Source organism: Paeniglutamicibacter selenitireducens (assembly GCF_051550675.1).
In the GTDB taxonomy this organism is placed as follows: Bacteria; Actinomycetota; Actinomycetes; order Actinomycetales; family Micrococcaceae; genus Paeniglutamicibacter.
In genome coordinates this window covers 64,054-80,954 of record NZ_JBPULF010000001.1, presented here as the reverse complement: position 1 = coordinate 80,954, position 16,901 = coordinate 64,054, and the positions used below count along the sequence as shown (strand labels likewise).

14 protein-coding genes are annotated in these 16,901 nt (G+C 69.2%); 12 read left to right on the top strand and 2 right to left on the bottom strand.

Features of this window, described 5'->3' with window-relative positions; genetic code table 11:
* Positions 1 to 124: 124 nt before the first annotated feature.
* Together ACSYDW_RS00305 and ACSYDW_RS00300 are read left to right on the top strand one after the other, a co-directional pair.
* A complete protein-coding gene (locus ACSYDW_RS00305; RefSeq protein WP_438336706.1) occupies positions 125 to 1,030 on the top strand; it encodes a 3-methyladenine DNA glycosylase in 906 nt (301 codons plus the stop codon).
* Between the two features lie 49 nt (positions 1,031 to 1,079).
* Positions 1,080 to 1,559 carry a subtilase-type protease inhibitor gene (locus tag ACSYDW_RS00300; RefSeq protein WP_438336705.1) on the top strand — a complete coding sequence of 160 codons (480 nt, stop codon included), beginning with the start codon at positions 1,080 to 1,082 and terminating at the stop codon, positions 1,557 to 1,559.
* Between the two features lie 51 nt (positions 1,560 to 1,610).
* Here ACSYDW_RS00300 and ACSYDW_RS00295 read toward each other — a convergent pair whose 3' ends face one another.
* Positions 1,611 to 2,279, bottom strand: a complete 669-nt coding sequence (locus ACSYDW_RS00295) for a response regulator (protein ID WP_438336704.1) — start codon at positions 2,277 to 2,279, stop codon at positions 1,611 to 1,613.
* Positions 2,280 to 2,284: 5 nt separating this feature from the next.
* Positions 2,285 to 3,979, bottom strand: a complete 1,695-nt coding sequence (locus ACSYDW_RS00290; RefSeq protein ID WP_438336703.1) for a sensor histidine kinase — start codon at positions 3,977 to 3,979, stop codon at positions 2,285 to 2,287.
* A 229-nt stretch (positions 3,980 to 4,208) separates the two neighbouring features.
* On the opposite strand from ACSYDW_RS00290, the gene ACSYDW_RS00285 reads away from it, so the two are divergent.
* From ACSYDW_RS00285 to ACSYDW_RS00240, 10 genes are all read left to right on the top strand, one after another.
* On the top strand, positions 4,209 to 5,645 hold the full coding sequence (locus ACSYDW_RS00285; protein ID WP_438336702.1) for a CitMHS family transporter: 1,437 nt from the start codon (positions 4,209 to 4,211) through the stop codon (positions 5,643 to 5,645).
* A 282-nt stretch (positions 5,646 to 5,927) separates the two neighbouring features.
* Positions 5,928 to 7,499: a cation:proton antiporter gene (locus ACSYDW_RS00280; RefSeq protein WP_438336701.1), complete on the top strand. Its 1,572-nt coding sequence runs from the start codon at positions 5,928 to 5,930 to the stop codon at positions 7,497 to 7,499.
* Between the two features lie 483 nt (positions 7,500 to 7,982).
* Positions 7,983 to 9,569, top strand: coding sequence for an ABC transporter substrate-binding protein (locus ACSYDW_RS00275; protein ID WP_438336700.1), 1,587 nt, complete (start codon positions 7,983 to 7,985; stop codon positions 9,567 to 9,569).
* Positions 9,570 to 9,573: 4 nt separating this feature from the next.
* Positions 9,574 to 10,545 (top strand): ABC transporter permease, encoded by a 972-nt coding sequence (locus ACSYDW_RS00270; protein ID WP_438336699.1) that lies wholly within the window; start codon positions 9,574 to 9,576, stop codon positions 10,543 to 10,545.
* Positions 10,542 to 11,447: an ABC transporter permease gene (locus ACSYDW_RS00265; protein ID WP_438336698.1), complete on the top strand. Its 906-nt coding sequence runs from the start codon at positions 10,542 to 10,544 to the stop codon at positions 11,445 to 11,447. Before ACSYDW_RS00270 ends, ACSYDW_RS00265 begins: the two co-directional genes overlap by 4 nt.
* Positions 11,444 to 12,418, top strand: a complete 975-nt coding sequence (locus ACSYDW_RS00260) for an ABC transporter ATP-binding protein (RefSeq protein ID WP_438336697.1) — start codon at positions 11,444 to 11,446, stop codon at positions 12,416 to 12,418. Before ACSYDW_RS00265 ends, ACSYDW_RS00260 begins: the two co-directional genes overlap by 4 nt.
* Complete coding sequence (locus ACSYDW_RS00255) at positions 12,415 to 13,215, top strand: ABC transporter ATP-binding protein (RefSeq protein WP_438336696.1); 801 nt, start codon at positions 12,415 to 12,417, stop codon at positions 13,213 to 13,215. The genes ACSYDW_RS00260 and ACSYDW_RS00255 overlap by 4 nt, the downstream gene beginning before the upstream one ends.
* A 28-nt stretch (positions 13,216 to 13,243) precedes the next feature.
* Positions 13,244 to 14,251 (top strand): P1 family peptidase, encoded by a 1,008-nt coding sequence (locus ACSYDW_RS00250; protein ID WP_438336695.1) that lies wholly within the window; start codon positions 13,244 to 13,246, stop codon positions 14,249 to 14,251.
* Positions 14,248 to 15,885: an amidohydrolase gene (locus ACSYDW_RS00245; protein WP_438336694.1), complete on the top strand. Its 1,638-nt coding sequence runs from the start codon at positions 14,248 to 14,250 to the stop codon at positions 15,883 to 15,885. Before ACSYDW_RS00250 ends, ACSYDW_RS00245 begins: the two co-directional genes overlap by 4 nt.
* A gap of 33 nt (positions 15,886 to 15,918) precedes the next feature.
* Positions 15,919 to 16,866: a LysR family transcriptional regulator gene (locus ACSYDW_RS00240; RefSeq protein ID WP_438336693.1), complete on the top strand. Its 948-nt coding sequence runs from the start codon at positions 15,919 to 15,921 to the stop codon at positions 16,864 to 16,866.
* Positions 16,867 to 16,901: the final 35 nt, after the last annotated feature.

Sequence of the window (16,901 nt, the reverse complement as noted above, 5' to 3'; positions counted from 1 at the left end):
GCCCACCAGGCCGTCAGCAGACGTGGGGGGGGGGGGGGTGGGGGGGGGGGGGGGGGGGCCCGCCCCCCCCCCCCCCCCACCACTGCATTTAAGGCTTTGGGTGGCACCCGGCGATAATGGGGGGATGCACTCCCCCGACCTGGTTTGGCTCCCCGAAGAACAGTGGCTGCCCTTGGCGAACGCCCACGAGGAACGTTCCCGGCGCTTCGGGGAACCCTTCACCGAACGGCGCATGAAGCGCCGGAAGCACCCGATCGAGGACTTCCTCTTCACGTACTACACCCAGAAGCCAGGGCAGCTCTACCGCTGGCACCCCGGTCCCGGGGTGGTTTTGGCCGGCGATCTTGCGCAGGAGCGCGCCGGGTGGAAGTTCTACCGCGAGGTGCTCCACGAGGGCACCGGCGAGCGCGGATACACCGTGGACCTCGGGGCCTTTGCCGAGGCACGCCTGGAGGCCATCCGGTTTGCCCGAATCATCCTGGCGGGGACAGCCGCCCGCCCCGGGAACTTCGCCTGCTTCGGCCTGCACGAGTGGGCCATGGCCTACAAGTCGGAGGTCAACGGCATCCGCCACGAGTACCTGCCGCTGCGACTGGGCGCCGCGGGCACCGACGCGGTGGTCGAGGAACACAAGATCCGCTGCACGCACTTCGACGCATTCCGGTTCTACACCCCGCAGGCCGTGCCGCGCAACGAACTCCAGCCAACCCGCGAAACCCAACGCACCCTTGAACAGCCCGGCTGCCTGCACGCCAACATGGACCTGTACAAGTGGGCCTACAAGCTCACCCCCGCGGTGCCGAGCGGGCTGGTGATGGATTGCTTCGAACTCGCCTGGGACATCCGCACCATGGACATGCAGGCATCGCCCTACGACCTCTCCGACTGGGGCCACGCACCGATCCGTATCGAAACACCCGCCGGCAAGGCCGAATACGTGCGCCGTCAAAAGGACTTCTCAGACCGGGCGCAGGAGCTGCGCGGCAGGCTGCTGGCCCTTGCCGGGGCGCTGCCACTGGAACAGACTTAGTACACGGGACCCCACGGCCCCGGTTGACCAGGGAGAGCGAGAAACCAGAATGAGTCCCCGCATGCGGATCCCCGTCGCGACAACGCTGTTCGCGGCCGCTGTGCTGCTGGCCGGTTGCGGCGGCAACGGCGGGGTGCCGGGCCAGTCCCCGTCCACGGCGCCCGCTTCACCGTCGGTTTCGTCCCCGGCCACCGCCGACATAGACCTGGACATCGTGGTCCGCGCCGACGGCAAGAACGCCAGCGCCGAGTACTCCCTGCAATGCGCGGGGGCGACGGCCCTTGAATCCAGCAAGCACCCGCGCGCGGCCGAGGCCTGCGAGCTGGTGTCCAAGCACCCGCAGATCCTGGATCCCGCGCCCGCCAACCAGATGTGCACCGAGCAGTACGGCGGGCCGGCCACCGCGAGCGTCAGCGGAACCATCGACGGCAAGGCCGTGTCCCGGGAGTTCGACCTGAAGAACGGCTGCGGCATTTCCGCCTGGGGCGACGCGCTGCCGCTGCTTGTCGAACAGCCCACCGGAAATTGACACCCGTCATCCGCGGAGCCCGGCTCGGCGGATGAACCTGGCCCGGGCCTCCTAGCCCTGGGCGAGGTAGCGGTGCTCGGGACGCCCGCGGCTGCCGTAGGTGAGCTCGAGGCGCAGCGACCCGGCCTGGACCAGGGTCGCCAGGTAGCGCTGGGCCGTGGCCCGGGAGATGCCCACGGCGGTGGCCACCTGCATGACGGTTGCCGGCTCGCCGGTGGCGGCCACCGCGGCCAGCACGGCCTGCTCGGTGGGGGTCGGGGCTGCCGCACTCCCCGCGTCGTCCGCGGCCAGCAGCGTGCGCTGCGCCCTGTCGATCATTCCCTGGTCAAGCACCCCCGCCGTCTCCAGCTGCCTGCGGTAGCGGGCGTAGGAACGCAACCGGGTGGCCAGCAGCTTGGGGTCGAACGGCTTGACCAGGTAGCCCAGGGCGCCGCGGCGGATGGCGGTGCGCACGGCGTCGGCCTCGGTGGCCGCCGAGAGCACGAACGCATCGACGTCCAGCGAGGAGAGCAGGTCCAGGCCCGAGCCCTGGGGCAGGTACACGTCAAGCAGCAGCAGGTCGGGCTTTTCCTCCGCCACGACGCGCGGAACCATGCGGGCATCGTGGACCGGCGGCAGGGCCGTGAACCCCGGGACCTCGTCCACGTAGCTGGCGTGCAGGGCGGCAACCCGGAAGTCGTCGTCGACCACCAGCACGCGCAGGTCGTTGCTCTGGTTCATGGGGATCATGGCCTTTCGGTGGTCGGTGGATCGAGGGTGAGGACCCCGGGCAGGCGGGCGGCAAACACGGCTCCGGCGCGCGGGGCGCCCCCGGTTGCCGCTTCCCCCGGTTCATGGGCGGACATGGGCCGGCCGCCGTCGGGGCGTCCGCCGCCCGGGTCGGCGATCCACACGTCGCCTCCGTGGGCCCTGGCCAGCCGGCGGACCAGCGGCAGGCCCACGCCATGGCCATGCTCCTGCTCCGGGGTTCCGGCGCGGGTGCTGACGCCCTCGGCGAAGACGTCCATCCCGGGCGCCACCCCGTGCCCGGAGTCGGCAACCGCAATGTGCAGGGTGTTCCCCTCGCCGAGCAGGTCGACCTCCACCCAGCGCGGCGCCGGGCCCTCCACCGCGGCGCTCAGGGCGTTGTCGATGAGGTTGCCGAGCACCGCGATGGCGTCCTGGGCGTCGCTGAGCCTCCCGTAGAGGGCGCTCTCCTCCCCGACGCGCAGCACCACGCCGCGTTCGTGGGCGCTGACCCCCTTGGCTCCGAGGAAGGCGCGCAGGTAGGTGTCGTCGATGGCCTGCAGGTTTTGCACGGGTTCGCGCACCGGGCCCGATTCAATCACCTCGCCCAGGTATTCCCGGGCCTCGGCGGTGTTGCCGTTGTGCAGCAACCCGGAAATGGTGTGCAGGCGGTTGGCGAACTCGTGGCGCTGCGCGCGCAACGCACCGGCCATGGTTTCCACGGCATCCAGCCGCGAGCCGAGGCTTTCGATGGTTGTGACGTCGCGCAGCAGCACCACCTGGCCGAGGTCCCTGTTCTCGCGGCGGACCCGGTGCACCGTGGCCACCAGCGCCGAGGAGTCGGTCTCCAGCCGCAGCCGTTGCGTCTCGCCGCCGGCGATGGCCGCAACGAGTGCCGGGGGCAGGCCCGCCTGCGTGTAGGGCAGGCCGACGATGTCGTCGGAGTCGTGGCGGTGCGGCAGCCCGAGCATCTGGCGGGCCGCCTTGTTGCGCACGCTGATGCGTCCCTCCCGGCCGATGCCGATCACCCCGTCCTCAACCCCGTAGAGCACGGCGTCCTGGTCGCGGAGCAGCTGCGCCATCTCGGCCGGTTCGAGGCCCAGGGTCTGCGCCTTGAGCCTGCGGACCAGCCACGCCGTGGCCAGGGCGCTGAGCCCCAGCGCCCCGAGTCCGTACAGCAGCACTGTCAGGGCCGCGTCCCCGAGCTTCGCGGCAAGCGCCTGGACGCCCACACCGACGCTGACCTCCCCCACCACGGCCGTCGTTCCCGGCGCCCAGACGGGCACCTTGGCGCGCACGGATTCGCCGAGCGTTCCGTGCTCCCGGGAGACCGACTCCCGCCCGGAAAGCGCCGTGGGTTCGGTGGAGACCTTCTGCCCGAGCAACTCCACGGTGGGGTGGGCTAGCCGGAACCCGCGGTCCTCGGTGACCACCACGAAGAGCGCACCGGTGTTCAGCCGCACCGCCTCGGCGCGCTTCTGGACGGGTCCGGCCGCAAGCTCCGCGGCGTCGAGCCGGTCGGTGGCCGCGTAGCGCGCGACGTCCTCCCGCAGCTCGGGTTCGGAAGCCAGGGTCCGGGCGATGGAAAGGGCCTGCTCCTCCGCCTGTTCGTTGACCCGTTCGACGGTGACCCGGAAGGCCGCGGCGGCAGCGATGAGGATCAGGACACCGACGACTGCGAATTGCAGGCTCATGATCCTGACCGCAAAGCTGCGTCCTGGCTTCGTTGCTGGGGGCATGAACCAAGTGTAGAACCATCCCCGAGCTTTATGAGCAAAAAGGGTTTTAGGGGAAGAAGACCGCTTTGTGCGCACAACGCCGCGGACGTGACCTGGCCCACGTAGCGTTGTGGGTCACAGCCGACCGCCGCTCGATGCAGCGCACCCGGCACGGCCCCACCCACTCATCCCCAAGGAGATCCCCATGCTGGTAGCACTCGGGTTCCTGATGGTCGCCACGTTCATGGCGCTCATCATGACCAAGCGCATGACACCGTTGCTGGCGCTGATCATCGTGCCCACCATCTTCGGCCTCTTCGCCGGGGCGGGCCTCGGCATCGGCGACATGGTGATGGATGCGGTCAAGTCGATGTCCGGCACCGCAGCCCTGCTCATGTTCGCCATCATGTACTTCGGCATCATGATCGACGTGGGGCTCTTCGACAAGCTCGTCGACGGCATCCTGAAGCTTGTCGGCAACGACCCGGCCAAGGTCGTCATCGGCACCGCGCTGCTGACCGGCCTGATCTCGCTGGATGGCGACGGCTCGACAACGTTCATCGTTGTCACAGCGGCCCTGCTGCCGATCTACCAGCGCCTGGGCATGAGCCCGGTGGTGCTGACCTGTGTGGCAGGCCTGACCAACGGCACGCTGAACATCGTCCCGTGGGGCGGCCCCACCGCCCGCGCCGCAGCCGCACTGCATGTCGATGCCTCCGAGGTCTTCGTCCCGATGCTTCCGGCACTGGGTGCCGGCCTTGTCGCGGTCTTCGCCTTCGCCTGGGCCATGGGCATCTCCGAGCGCAAGCGCCTGCAGCGCGAGGATCCGCTGCGCTGGGGCACCGGCTCGACCCTGAACCTTTCCGGCGGCACTCCCAAGTCCCCGGCGGCACGCAGCACCAACGGCTCCCCAAGCGTCGGCGGTCGCGGCACCGCGCTCATGGAACAGGTCGCGACCCTGGGCGATGGCACGGAGACGGCCACGATGAACGGCACCGTGCTGGACCCGACCCGCGAGACCCTGCGCCCGAAGCTGTTCATCTTCAACCTGACGATGACCGTGGCCATCATGGTGCTGCTGATCCTGGACCTGGTGCCGCTGTCCTACCTGTTCATGGTCGGCACCGCCGTGGCCCTGCTGGTGAACTTCCCGAAGATCTCCGACCAGGCCAAGATGATCTCCTCCCACGCCTCCTCGGTCATCGCCGTGGTCTCCATGGTGCTGGCCGCCGCGGTGCTCACCGGCGTGCTTTCGGGCACCGGCATGGTGGAAGCCATGAGCGCCTGGCTTGTCGACGTGATCCCGTCCTCGATGGGCCCGCTGCTGGCGATCCTCACCGGGTTGATCTCCATCCCTGCCACGTTCTTCATGAGCAACGACGCCTTCTACTTCGGCATCCTCCCGGTGCTCACCGAGGCCGGCGCCCACTACGGGATCCCCGCCGTGGACATGGCCCGCGCCTCCATCACCGGCCAGCCGGTGCACATGCAGTCCCCACTGGTCCCGGCCATCCTGCTGCTGGTCTCGCTGGCCAAGGTCGATTTGGGCGAGCACCACAAGAAGGTCCTCTGGCGCGCTCTTGTCGTTTCGCTGGTGATGCTCACCGTGGGCGTGCTGACCGGGGCCATCGGCATCGGCTAACAAGCGCAACACCAACGGGCCGCATCCAGCTTTTCCACGCCGGCGTGGAAAAGCTGGATGCGGCCCGTTTGCATGTCCGCGGCCCGTTTGCATGTCCGCGGCCGGTTCCATGGCCGGGACGTCTCGCGGATTCGCTCCCGGTGGCCCGGGAGCGGCAGCCGGCGGGCGATCAATAGCACGCGACGGCGCAAGGCCACGTGCGAGGAGGAAGGACGGCGACTTCTTTTTACCTCGCCGACACACAGGTGTGAAAAAATCGAGATTCTGGAAAGGGGCTAAAACGTGGAATTTTTGCTGTTGTTGGTTGGCCTGCTGTTCGGGACGGTGCTCGTTGCGGGCCTTGGCGAGCGAATACGGCTGCCCTACCCGATCCTGATGCTTGTGTTTTCCGCCGGGGCGGCGTTCCTGCCGTTCATCCCTGAAGTCCACATCAACCCCGAACTCATCCTTCCGCTCTTCCTGCCACCGCTGCTATATGCGGCGGCCCAGCGAAGTTCCTGGTCGATTTTCCGCCTGCGCTGGCGCTCCCTCGTGCTGCTTGCGGTGCTGTTGGTGGTGGCGACGACGGCCGCGGCCGCCGGCGTGGCCTGGTTCATCGCCCCGGCCATGACCCTCCCGATGGCCATCGCACTGGGTGCGATCGTCGCACCGCCGGACCCGGTGGCCGTTGAGGCCATCGCCAGCAAGGTCAAGATGCGGCGCCGGCTCATCACGGTGCTCCAAACCGAGGGCCTGTTCAACGACGCGATGGCGATCGTGATCTTCCAGGCAGCGGTCTCCGCGGCGCTCAGCGGCGGGGAGGTCGGCTGGGAAGTCGTTCCGAAGTTCCTCATCGGTGCCGCGGGCGCCGTGGTACTGGGACTGGCCATGGCCTGGATCGTCGGCGGGCTCAACCGCTTCGTGCCCAACCTTGTGGCCCGATCGGCCGCCACCTTGGTCGCCCCTTACGCCGTCTACCTGCTGGCCGAAGAGGTCCACTTCTCCGGCGTTGTGGCGGTGGTTGTCACGGCCCTGGAGCTGGGTCGCCGCGCGCGGCCGCAGGACTCCGAGGAACGCCTGACCCGCACCGCCTTCTGGGAGGTCGTGGAGCTGCTGACCACGGGCGTCGCCTTCGGGCTGGTGGGCATCGAGATGCGCTACATCATCGAGGACGAGGGCCGGAACCTCTTCACGTTCATTCCCGGAATCGCCGCGATCTGCGTTGCCGTGGTGCTGGTGCGTTTCCTGTGGATGCTGGCGATGTTCAAGATCGGCGGCACCGAGCGCAAGAACCGCACGCCGGGATCACTCAAGGAAGTCCTGGTGCTCACCTGGTGCGGCATGCGCGGGCTGGCAACCCTGGCGCTGGCCCTGGCGCTCCCCACCACCCTGGCCAACGGCGAACCGTTGGAGGGCCGCAACTTCGTGGTCGCCACGGCCGCCTCCGTATTGGTGGTGACCCTGGTGCTCCCGGGCCTGACATTGCCCGCCCTGATGCGCGCGCTCAAGCTGCCCACCGACCATGCCGCGGAGGAACGCACCCAGCGCTCGCTGGCCCGCCGCGCGGAAAAGGTTGCACTGGAAACCATGAAGCGTTCCCAGGCGGCCGCCGCCCTGCCGCAGAAGCGCCGCGATGCGCTGGCCCGCCGCATGTCCTCGCTGCACACCATCCTTGAGGCCGACTTCGAGGAGGACCCTGAAAAGATGCTGCGCCTGAAGCAGGTGCTGACCATCATGGACGACGTGCAACGAGAAGCCCTGGATGCCGCCCGCGAGGAAATGCTCAAGGCCCGCAACGAACCCGGCAACGACCCCGAACTGGTGGACCGCGTGTTGCGGCGTCTGGACCTGCGCACCGTCACCCTGGATCACTAGCCTCGCCAGCCGCAGGCCGCAGCCCGGAAGGACGCGGCGCCACAGCGACGCGTCGCACAGGGATTCACGGACCTCTCCGGAGTCATGGACACGTCACATTGGCTCCCGCGCGCCCGGAACCGCAAGACGCTCCCCCTCGGTCGCCGTGCCCGGGCGGCACCCCTCCCGGGCGTCGCCGAATCCGTCGCCGCACGGAAGCGCAGCCGCCCGCCCGAACATGCCCCACCGCCACGCCAGCCCATTGAATTCCCCATGTCAGAGTCATTTATCAGGACTCGAGGAATGCGATGGCCCGTGACGGGCACCATGACCAGCTGTGCCGCTTCGGCCCCATTCGGGCCCCGAATATCCGCGAATTGTCGATCAAATAAATTGATTGAGAAGCTTGTATTCAATTGATTCGCTTCTGGCTAGATTGATCCCTGTCGCTCCGCGAGCGATGAGTTTTTTCGACGATGGGTTGACCAAGAGCTGGAGAAAATCATGAAGGTTTCCACACCGAACACGCGCACCATTTTCAGGGCAGGCCTGGCAACGAGCACGGCCCTGGCACTCTCAATCACGCTCGGCGCGTGTGCACAACGCAGCAACCAAGAAGCAGCGCCGTCCTCGTCCTTTGCCTCCGTCGAGAACGGAACCATGGTGTGGGGCAAGACCCTCGAAGCCATCGCCCTGGACCCGCTGACCTCCAGCCTCGGCGAATCTTGGGACGTCATCGGCTTGGTCTACGACCGCCTGATCGGCCTGGACGATGATCTCAAGCCGATTCCCTCACTGGCCACCTCGTGGACCGAGGTTTCGCCCACCGAGTACAGGTTCGAGATACGCACCGATGCGAAATTCTCCAACGGCCGCCCGCTGACCACCGAGGACGTGGCCTGGACGCTGACCAAGGCCGCCGACGTGTCCACCGGCAGCAGCTGGAGCGCACGCTCGGGCGAGCTCAAGGAAGTCATCGCCGAGGACAAGGACACCGTCGTCGTCAAGCTAGCCGCACCGAACCCCGGCTTCCTCTCGGCCCTTGCCGCGGTGTCCGCCTCCATCATGCCCAGCGTCGAAATCGAGGCCGGCGACGTGGACCTGAGCAAAACCATGCTCGGCAGCGGTTCCTTTATGGTCGAGTCCCACCAGCAGGACCAGTCCTGGACCATGGTGCCCAACCCCCATGCCTGGCGCGACGCAAAGCTCGGCAAGATCGACATCAAGATCATGCCCGACGCCAACGCGCGCATCGCGGCACTGGCCGACGGCAGCATCGACGTGGCCTCCTTCGAGAATCCCGACGCACCGGCCCTGCTCGCCGGCAAGCCCAACGTGGCCGTCGAGGTCCAGAAGCGCCCCGACTTCTACTTCCTGAACCTCAACGCCCAGGGCATCCCGGAGCTGCAGGACGAGCGTGTCCGCCTGGCCATCGCCCACGCCATCAACCGCGACGAGATCCGCGACGTGGCGCTCGGCGGCCTGGGCGAACCGACAGGCCCGGTGTCCGTCGGTTTCCCCGAAGGCATGCCCTCCACCGTTGCCTTCGACCCGGAACGTTCGAAGGCACTGCTCAAGGAGGCCGGCGTGAGCGGCCTGTCCATCGAGATCCTCTACTCCGACGAACCCTACGGCGCCGTCACCCAGGTCATCCAGAAGCAGCTGGAGGCCGTGGGGATCGGCACCAAGATCACCGACCTCGAGGAAGGTGTCTGGGTGGACCGAGTGTGGGGAACCGACCCCGCCAAGATGGACGCCACGATCTCCTGGTACGCGGCCTTCGGGGCACCGACCCACGTGCTGGGCAACTGGGTCCCCAAGCTGGCACCGTTCGCCGACGGTTTCCTCCCGAAGGACCCGGAAACCGACGAGACAATCATGCGGGCGCTCCAGGCAACCCCGGAAACCGCCGCCCAGACCCTCAAGGATGCCGCAGCGGCCATCGACGAGTCCGCCACGGTGATCCCACTGGTCACCAAGCCGACGACCTTCGCCTACCGCAGCGACACCCTGGACCCGGCTTTCGCCAAGGTCGACGGCATGTCGATGCCGTTCGAGCGGATCGCCGAATTCGACTCGGGTCGCGAGTAGTCCCGTGCTCCCATTCCTCCGGTTCTCCGGGAAGCGGTTCCTGGTTGCGGCGCTGACCATGCTGGTGATAGCCGTCGCGGTCTTTGCCTCGATCAGGGCCGTTCCCGGCGACTTCGTGACGTTGCTGCTCGGCAACCAGGTGACCCCCGAGGCGCGCGCCGCGGCGGTTGAACGGTACGGGCTCGACGAACCCGTCGTCAGCCAGTTCTTCACGTGGATCGGCCTTGCCCTCCAGGGCGACCTTGGCGTCTCCATGCGCAGCGGGGCCCCGGTGGTCCAGGAACTCATCGGCCGATTCTCGGTGACCGGCGGAATCGCCCTGGTCGGCGGCGTGATCGCCGTGGTCGGCGGCGTGGTCGCCGGCGTCTTCGCGGGCATCCGCCAGCACAGGCGCGGCTCCGCGCCGGGTGCCGAGTTCCTGAACTCGCTGACCCTCTCGCTGCCGGACATGCTCCTGGGCAGCCTCTTCGTCTACGGGATCTCACAGTTCGTGGTCCCTTTCACGATCGGCATCTGGGTTCCGTTCGGGGAGGACCCCGTGGGCTTCTTCCTGGCCGCCGTCCCCCCGGCCGTCGCCGTGAGCATCGTCGGAGTCGGATTCGTGATGACCTCGACCCGGCGGGCGGTCACCGAGACCCTCGGCCAGCCGTACGTGGACGCCTCGCTCAAGCGCGGGGCGACCTTCTCCCAGGTGCTGCGCTGGCACCTGCCGCGGAACATCGCCGTCCCGGTCCTGACCTCCGCGGCGTTGTACTCGGCGTTCCTGCTGGGCGGCGCGGTGGTGGCCGAGCAGATCTTCTCGCTCAACGGCCTGGGCCGCTACATCGTGGAGGCCGTCGCCCAGCGCGACTACCCGGCGGTGCAGGGCGGGGTCCTGGTGGCCGCGGCGGCATTCGTCGTCCTGAACATCATCATCGACATCGTGTGCGGGATCATCGACCCGCGCGTGGCAGGGAGCGGGGTGCGCCAGGCATGACAACCACCAAGGGCATTGTTGAAACAACTGTCGCGCCAACCCGGGCACGGGTCCGGCGGGCACCCCGCCGGCGCCTGGATTTCCTGGGCACCTGCGGCGTGGTCCTCTTCGCCCTGTGCCTGCTCGCGGGGCTCGGCGGGCACCTGGGCGTGCTCGGCGATCCCGGCGCCCTGGTGGGCCCGCGACTCTCCGAGGGTGGCCCGGGCTACCCATGGGGCACCGACGAACTGGGCAGGTCGCTGCTGGCCCGCATCGCCGAGGGGATCGGCACCACCGTGCTGCTCTCCGTCACGGCGGTGGCCGCCGGCGCCCTGCTCGGCACGCTGCTCGGGTGCATCTCCGCGTACCGCGGCGGTTGGGTCGACGAGGTGATTTCCCGCTTTGCCGACATCCTCTTCGGCTTCCCGCTGATCATCGTCGCGATCCTGGTGACGGTGGCCGTCGGGCCCGGCCAGTTCTCCGCGATGTGTGGCATCCTGGTGGCCACCGTGCCGCTGCTGCTGCGTACAGTGCGGGCCAAGGTGCTCGAGGTCGCGGGGCGGGACTACATCGTGGTCGCCCGCGTGGCAGGGGCCGGGATGTGGCGGGTCATGTTCACGCACCTGCTCCCCAACGCCCGCGGCGTCATCATCCTGCAGGTCGCCTACTCGCTCTCGGTGGCCATGCTCATCGAAGGCGCGCTCAGCTTCCTGGGCTTCGGCGTCCAGCTGCCCAGCGCATCGCTCGGCTCGCTGATCGGTTTCGGCCGGCAGTACCTCTTCATCCTGCCCGCCTACACCCTGCTCCCGGCACTCGTGCTGGCCGTGGCGGTGCTCTCGGTGAACCTCATCGGCGACGGCATCCAGCGGTACGGGGACCCGACGCCCCGACGCCGCCGCACCCCCAGGAAGGCACGAGCATGAACCGGAGTACGAACCAGATACTGCTCGAGGCAAGGAACCTGGCCGCGACCTACGCGCTGCGCACCGGCGAGATCCGCGCCCTGGACGACGCCGACATGGAGTTGCACGAGGGCGAGGTGCTGGCCCTGATCGGCGAATCCGGGTCCGGCAAGTCGACAGTGGCCAGGGCGTTGGGCGGCGCACTGCCGCCCAACGCGGAGATCGTCTCCGGGCAGGCGCTGTTCGCCGGGGAGGACATCGAATCGCTGTCCGCCCAGCAGCTGCGCGCCCTGCACTCGAGCCAGATCGCATTCGTCGAGCAGGATCCGCTGGCCTCGCTGGACCCGACGGCCCGCGTGGGCACCCAGCTGCGCCGGGCCACCGGGATCGGAGGGCACGCGGCGATGGTCGAACTGCTGGAGAGCGTCTCCATGCGTGACCCGGAGCGCGTGCTGCGCGCCTACCCGCGGGAACTCTCCGGCGGCATGGCCCAGCGCCTGTGCATCGCGATGGCCATGGCGCGCAAGCCGCGCCTGCTCATTGCCGACGAGCCCACCGCGGCGCTGGATGCCACGGTCAAGACCGAGGTGCTGGAGCTGCTGATCACCCGGGCCCGCGAGCAGAACGCCTCCGTGCTGCTGCTGACCCACGACCTGCACACCGTGCTGACCCACGCGGACCGGGTGGCGATCATGTACGGCGGGCGCGTGGTGGAGAGCGGGGAGACCGAGCTGGTCATGCGGCAGCCCCGGCACCCCTACACCCGGGCACTGCTGGCCAGCATCCCCGGCCGGGCCGGCATCGACGACGAGGTCAAGGCCATCCCCGGCCGTCCCCCCACGCTCACCGCCCCGGCACCGGGGTGCGCATTCGCCGAGCGGTGCGCCGGGGCCGTCGATTCCTGCCACACCACCCGGCAAGTCCCCCGCCTGGTGGAGGGCCGCACGGTCCTCTGCCAGGAGGTCCGCCAAATCCAGGAGCAGCCAGCATGAGCACCCACGGACAGCAGCCAACCACCGGCCGGCCGGTCGTCGAGCTCTCCAACCTGACCTTCGCCTACCCGTCGCGGGGCCTGGTGGCCCGCACGCTGGACCCCGTACTGCACGAGGTCAGCATCGCGGTGAACGAGCGCGAGGTCGTGGGCCTGGTGGGTGAATCCGGCTCCGGCAAGTCGACGATCGGGCGCATCATGCTGGGCCTGGAACCGGTGCCGGCAGGCAAGTACCTGATCGACGGCACGCCGTTCACCCGACGCCGCGGCCCCCGCCAGCTGGCGGCGGTGCTGCAGAACCCTGCGGCATCGTTCGACCCCACGCACAGCGTGGGGTCCTCGGTGGGCGAGCCGTTGCGCATCCAGGAACGCCTGGACAGGGTGGAAGTGGGCCGCCGCGTGGCGGGCATGCTCGAGCTGGTCGGGCTCGACCCGGCCATCGCCGCACGCCGCCCCTCCGAGCTCAGCGGCGGGCAGCGCCAACGAGCAAGCATCGCCCGGGCGCTGATCACCAACCCGCGCTTCGTCCTCTTCGACGAAGCCGTCAGCGCGCTGGATGTCTCGGTGCAGGCGCAGATCCTCTCGCTGATCCGCGAACTCAAGACGACCCAGGCCATGGGCGCGCTGTTCATCTCGCACGACATCGCCGCCACCCGCTATGTTGCCGACCGGATGGTCGTGCTCCGCGGGGGCCGCGTGGTCGACGAGGGACCGGCCGCCGATTTCTACAAACCCCGCGAACAGCCCTACGCACGCGCGTTGCAGGTTGCCAGCGGGCTCGCCACGGCACACGACTAGCACGGAACACGACCAACAGGAGGCTTCGATGGACCAAATACGCGTAGGACACTGGACGGACACCGACACGGCCACGGGATTGAGCGTCTTCATCCCGCCCGCGGGCTCCGTGGTGGCGGGGCTGGGGCACGGCCAAAACACCGGAACGCTGAACCTGCACGCGCTCGGGCTGGACGGGGTGTCGTCCGAGGCCGATGCGATAGTGCTTACCGGCGGCAGCACCAACGGGCTTGCCTCCGCCATGGAGCTGCACCTGGAGCTCGACCGCCGCACCCAGCACTCCCCCGGGAATGAAAAGGCCATCCCGACGGTCGCCGCGGCGGTGGTCTACGACATCCGGCTCGGCGAACGCTCGCGGCCCGCCGCGGATGCCGCGGTACTCGCCTACGACGCAGCGGTTCCCGGCTCCCGTGCACAACGCGGCTGCGTGGGTGTGGGCACCGGCACCCTCTCCGGGGCGGTGCTGGGCATCGAGCACGCCACCAAGGCGGGCTTCGGGTACGCCTCCCGCGAGCTGCATGGCGGGCTGCAGGTCTCGGCCTGGGTCGCGGCAAATCCCGTGGGCGACATCGTGGACACCGACGGCACAACGCTGGCCGGCGCCCACGTCGACGGGAACTTCGTCGGGGTCACCGAGCACCTGTGCGCCAACGGCTCCGGGGAATTCGGCAAGGAGCAGGGCATGGCCACGACGCTCGTGGTGGTGGCAACCAACGCCAGGCTGGACAAGCGCCGCGCCTGGCTGCTGGCCCGCGACGCCCACCTGGGCATCGCGCGGGCAGTGCACCCCTCGGCCTCGGCTTTCGACGGGGACACGGCCTTCGCGATCGCCACCGGCGAGGTCGAGACCCAGGACCTGTTCATGCTGGAATCGGCTGCCATAGCGGTGGTGGCCGACGCCATCCGGGACGCCGCACGCGCCGCCACCGACCTGCACGGTAGCCCCAGCGGCAGCACGCTGCGCGGGGGCGCCACCCGCTCCGCGGAACCCGCTGCAGCACTGCCACGGGTCGCGGAGCCGGAGGCCGCCCGGTGAGCCCGCAGCCGGCCGCCGCGCCGCTGCGCGTCTTCACCGGCCCGCGGTTCTTCAGCCCGCAGGCCGGGGACGGGGACTCAATGGCCGTGCTGGGCGATCGCATCGTCGGTTTCGGCCCGCTGGAGACCTGGCGGGATGCCGGCGCCGAGGTCGTCAGGCTTGACGGCGCGCTGGCCATTCCGGGCCTCAACGACGCCCACATGCACCCCTCGATCGCCGCGCGGGATGCCACCGCCCACGACGTCTCGCCGGCCCGCGTCCGCACCCGGGCGCAGCTGGAACGCATCATCGCCGAGGCCGCCGCCACCACGCCGGAGGGGCAGTGGATCCGCTGCACACGCTACGACCCCTCCGGCTACCCGGACGGCCCCGGGCCCACCCGCCGGGAGCTCGATGCCCTCGCGCCCGCGCACCCGGTGCTGTTGCTGCACACCGCCTGCCACTGGGGCGTGGTGAACTCCGAGGCATTGCGCCGGGGAGGCCTGCACACCGCGCGGGACGTCCCCGACGGCGGGTTCGTGGGGCTCGACGAACGGGGCGAACTGGACGGGGTGCTCCACGAACAGGCCATCTTCGACTACGTGGACAGCGCGGCCTCCCGCACCGGCGGCACCGTGGTGCCCCAGCCGGGCCCCGAGGAAATCCGCCGCGCCATGCTCGGGTTCCTGGGCATGCTCAGCGCCCACGGCACCACCTCGGCCACCGACGCGCTCTGCGGCCCGGACCAACTGCGCCTCTTCAGCGACCTGCGGGCATCCGGCGAGCTCCCCGTCCGCATCAACGCACTGCTCGCCGCCCGGTTCCTCGACGACTACGCGGGCCTCGGGATCGTCTCCGGGCTCGGCAACGAATGGGTACGCATCGGCGGCTACAAGGCGTTCGTCGACGGCGCCGTGGCCGGACGGACCTGCCTGGTCGACGAGCCCTTCGAGGACTCGACGGACCGCGGGCTGCAGGTGGCCACCGTCGAGGAGCTCACCGAGCTGGCCGGGCGCGCACGCAGGGCCAACAGCCGGCTGGCGGTCCACGCCAACGGCGACGCGGCGATCCGCGAACTTGTCACTGCGCTGGAACGCGATGTCCGGCTCCACGGACCCGCCCCGGTCAGGCACCGGATCGAACACTGCTCGATGCCCGACGAACCCACCATCGAGCGCATCGCGGCGCTGGACCTGATCACCGTCCCCTTCGGCTCCTATGCCCACTACCACGGCACCAAGATCCTGAACTGGTACGGAGCAGCACGCGCCGAACGCATGTTCCCGCACCGTTCCCTGCGCGATGCCGGGGTCACCGTGGCGGGTTCCTCCGACTTCCCGTGCGGCCCCTTCGAGCCGCTGCTCGGACTGCTCAGCTGCGTCACCCGGGCCGGATCCGACGGGGTGGAGGTCGGCGGGAGCCAGAAGGTGTCCCTAGCCGAGGCCATCGAGATGTACACCCGGGGGTCGGCGGAGGCCTCCGGCGAGGAAAACCTCAAGGGCAGCCTGCTGCCCGGGCAGCTTGCCGACTTCGCGGTGTTCGACGAGGACCTGGAACGGCTCGAGGCCGCCGCGCTCGGCACGGCCACGGTGCGCAGCACCTGGGTCGGGTCACGGGAGGTCTTCAACGCCGCGGGCGGCTCCGGCGAACGCTAGGCTGTGGTGAAAACAACACAGCCGAGGGGTGCCATGAGCGGACCGGGGTTCAGCCTGACGCAATTGCGGTATTTCGTCACGGCCTGCGAAACGCTGAACACTGCCCGTGCGGCGGAGCTGCTGCGGGTCTCCCAGTCCAGCATCTCCACCGCCGTCCTCCACCTCGAATCGGAGATGGGCGTGACACTCTTCCTGCGCGTCCCCGCCAAGGGCCTGCGGCTGACCGACGACGGTCGCGAGGTCCGGCGCATCGCGGCCGACCTGCTGGCACGCAGCGAGGAACTCTCCCGCTTCAGCAACGCCTCACGCATGCTGGTGGCCGGGACGGTGCGCATCGCCTGCTACCCGACGCTCATCCCGACATTCTTCCCGCCGCTGTACAAGCGGATCAGCGAGACCTACCCGCACCTGCGCGTGGAGCTTGTCGATTCGTCGTATTCCGGGGTGCTGCAGCGGTTGCGGGCCGCCGACGTGACCTTCGGGTTGCTCTACGACGACGGGATCCCGGTGGACCTCGAGGTCGAGTACATTGCCAGCTGCCGGCCATACCTGCTGGTTTCCGAGCACCACCGGCTGGCCCACCGCGATTCCGTCGGTTTCGAGGAACTCGACGGCGAGCAGCTGGTCCAGCTGGACCTGGCCACCAGCCGAGAATACGTCCACCAGGTACTGCGCCGCGCCGGAGCGCGCGTGGAACAGGTGTGTGAAACCACGAGCATGGAGGCGCTGCGCGGCGTGGTGGCCACAAGCAACGCCTTTGCGATCCTGAACCAGCTCCCGCGCCACGACTACGCGATCGGCGGTGAGAAGGTCAGCGCCGTCCCGCTGCGCGGCGACATCGAGATCCCGCGCATCGCCCTGGTGCAGCGACCCACGGAGGTGGTAAGCGCCAAGATCAACGCCATCAAGAATGCGATCCGGGCCATCGGCGAGGAGATTACGGCGGCCCAACTGCACCCGCCGGCCTCCCCGGTGCCGTAACGCGACCGTCCGGGAGGCACCGGCTCTGGAGCGAA

What these genes read in the sequence shown, in the direction of transcription:
- ACSYDW_RS00305 (WP_438336706.1), top strand. Translation starts at nt 125, where the DNA reads ATGCACTCCCCCGACCTGGTTTGGCTCCCCGAAGAACAGTGGCTGCCC.
- ACSYDW_RS00300 (WP_438336705.1), top strand. Translation starts at nt 1,080, where the DNA reads ATGAGTCCCCGCATGCGGATCCCCGTCGCGACAACGCTGTTCGCGGCC.
- ACSYDW_RS00295 (WP_438336704.1), bottom strand. Translation starts at nt 2,279, where the DNA reads ATGAACCAGAGCAACGACCTGCGCGTGCTGGTGGTCGACGACGACTTC.
- ACSYDW_RS00290 (WP_438336703.1), bottom strand. Translation starts at nt 3,979, where the DNA reads ATGAGCCTGCAATTCGCAGTCGTCGGTGTCCTGATCCTCATCGCTGCC.
- ACSYDW_RS00285 (WP_438336702.1), top strand. Translation starts at nt 4,209, where the DNA reads ATGCTGGTAGCACTCGGGTTCCTGATGGTCGCCACGTTCATGGCGCTC.
- ACSYDW_RS00275 (WP_438336700.1), top strand. Translation starts at nt 7,983, where the DNA reads ATGAAGGTTTCCACACCGAACACGCGCACCATTTTCAGGGCAGGCCTG.
- ACSYDW_RS00265 (WP_438336698.1), top strand. Translation starts at nt 10,542, where the DNA reads ATGACAACCACCAAGGGCATTGTTGAAACAACTGTCGCGCCAACCCGG.
- ACSYDW_RS00260 (WP_438336697.1), top strand. Translation starts at nt 11,444, where the DNA reads ATGAACCGGAGTACGAACCAGATACTGCTCGAGGCAAGGAACCTGGCC.
- ACSYDW_RS00255 (WP_438336696.1), top strand. Translation starts at nt 12,415, where the DNA reads ATGAGCACCCACGGACAGCAGCCAACCACCGGCCGGCCGGTCGTCGAG.
- ACSYDW_RS00250 (WP_438336695.1), top strand. Translation starts at nt 13,244, where the DNA reads ATGGACCAAATACGCGTAGGACACTGGACGGACACCGACACGGCCACG.
- ACSYDW_RS00240 (WP_438336693.1), top strand. Translation starts at nt 15,919, where the DNA reads ATGAGCGGACCGGGGTTCAGCCTGACGCAATTGCGGTATTTCGTCACG.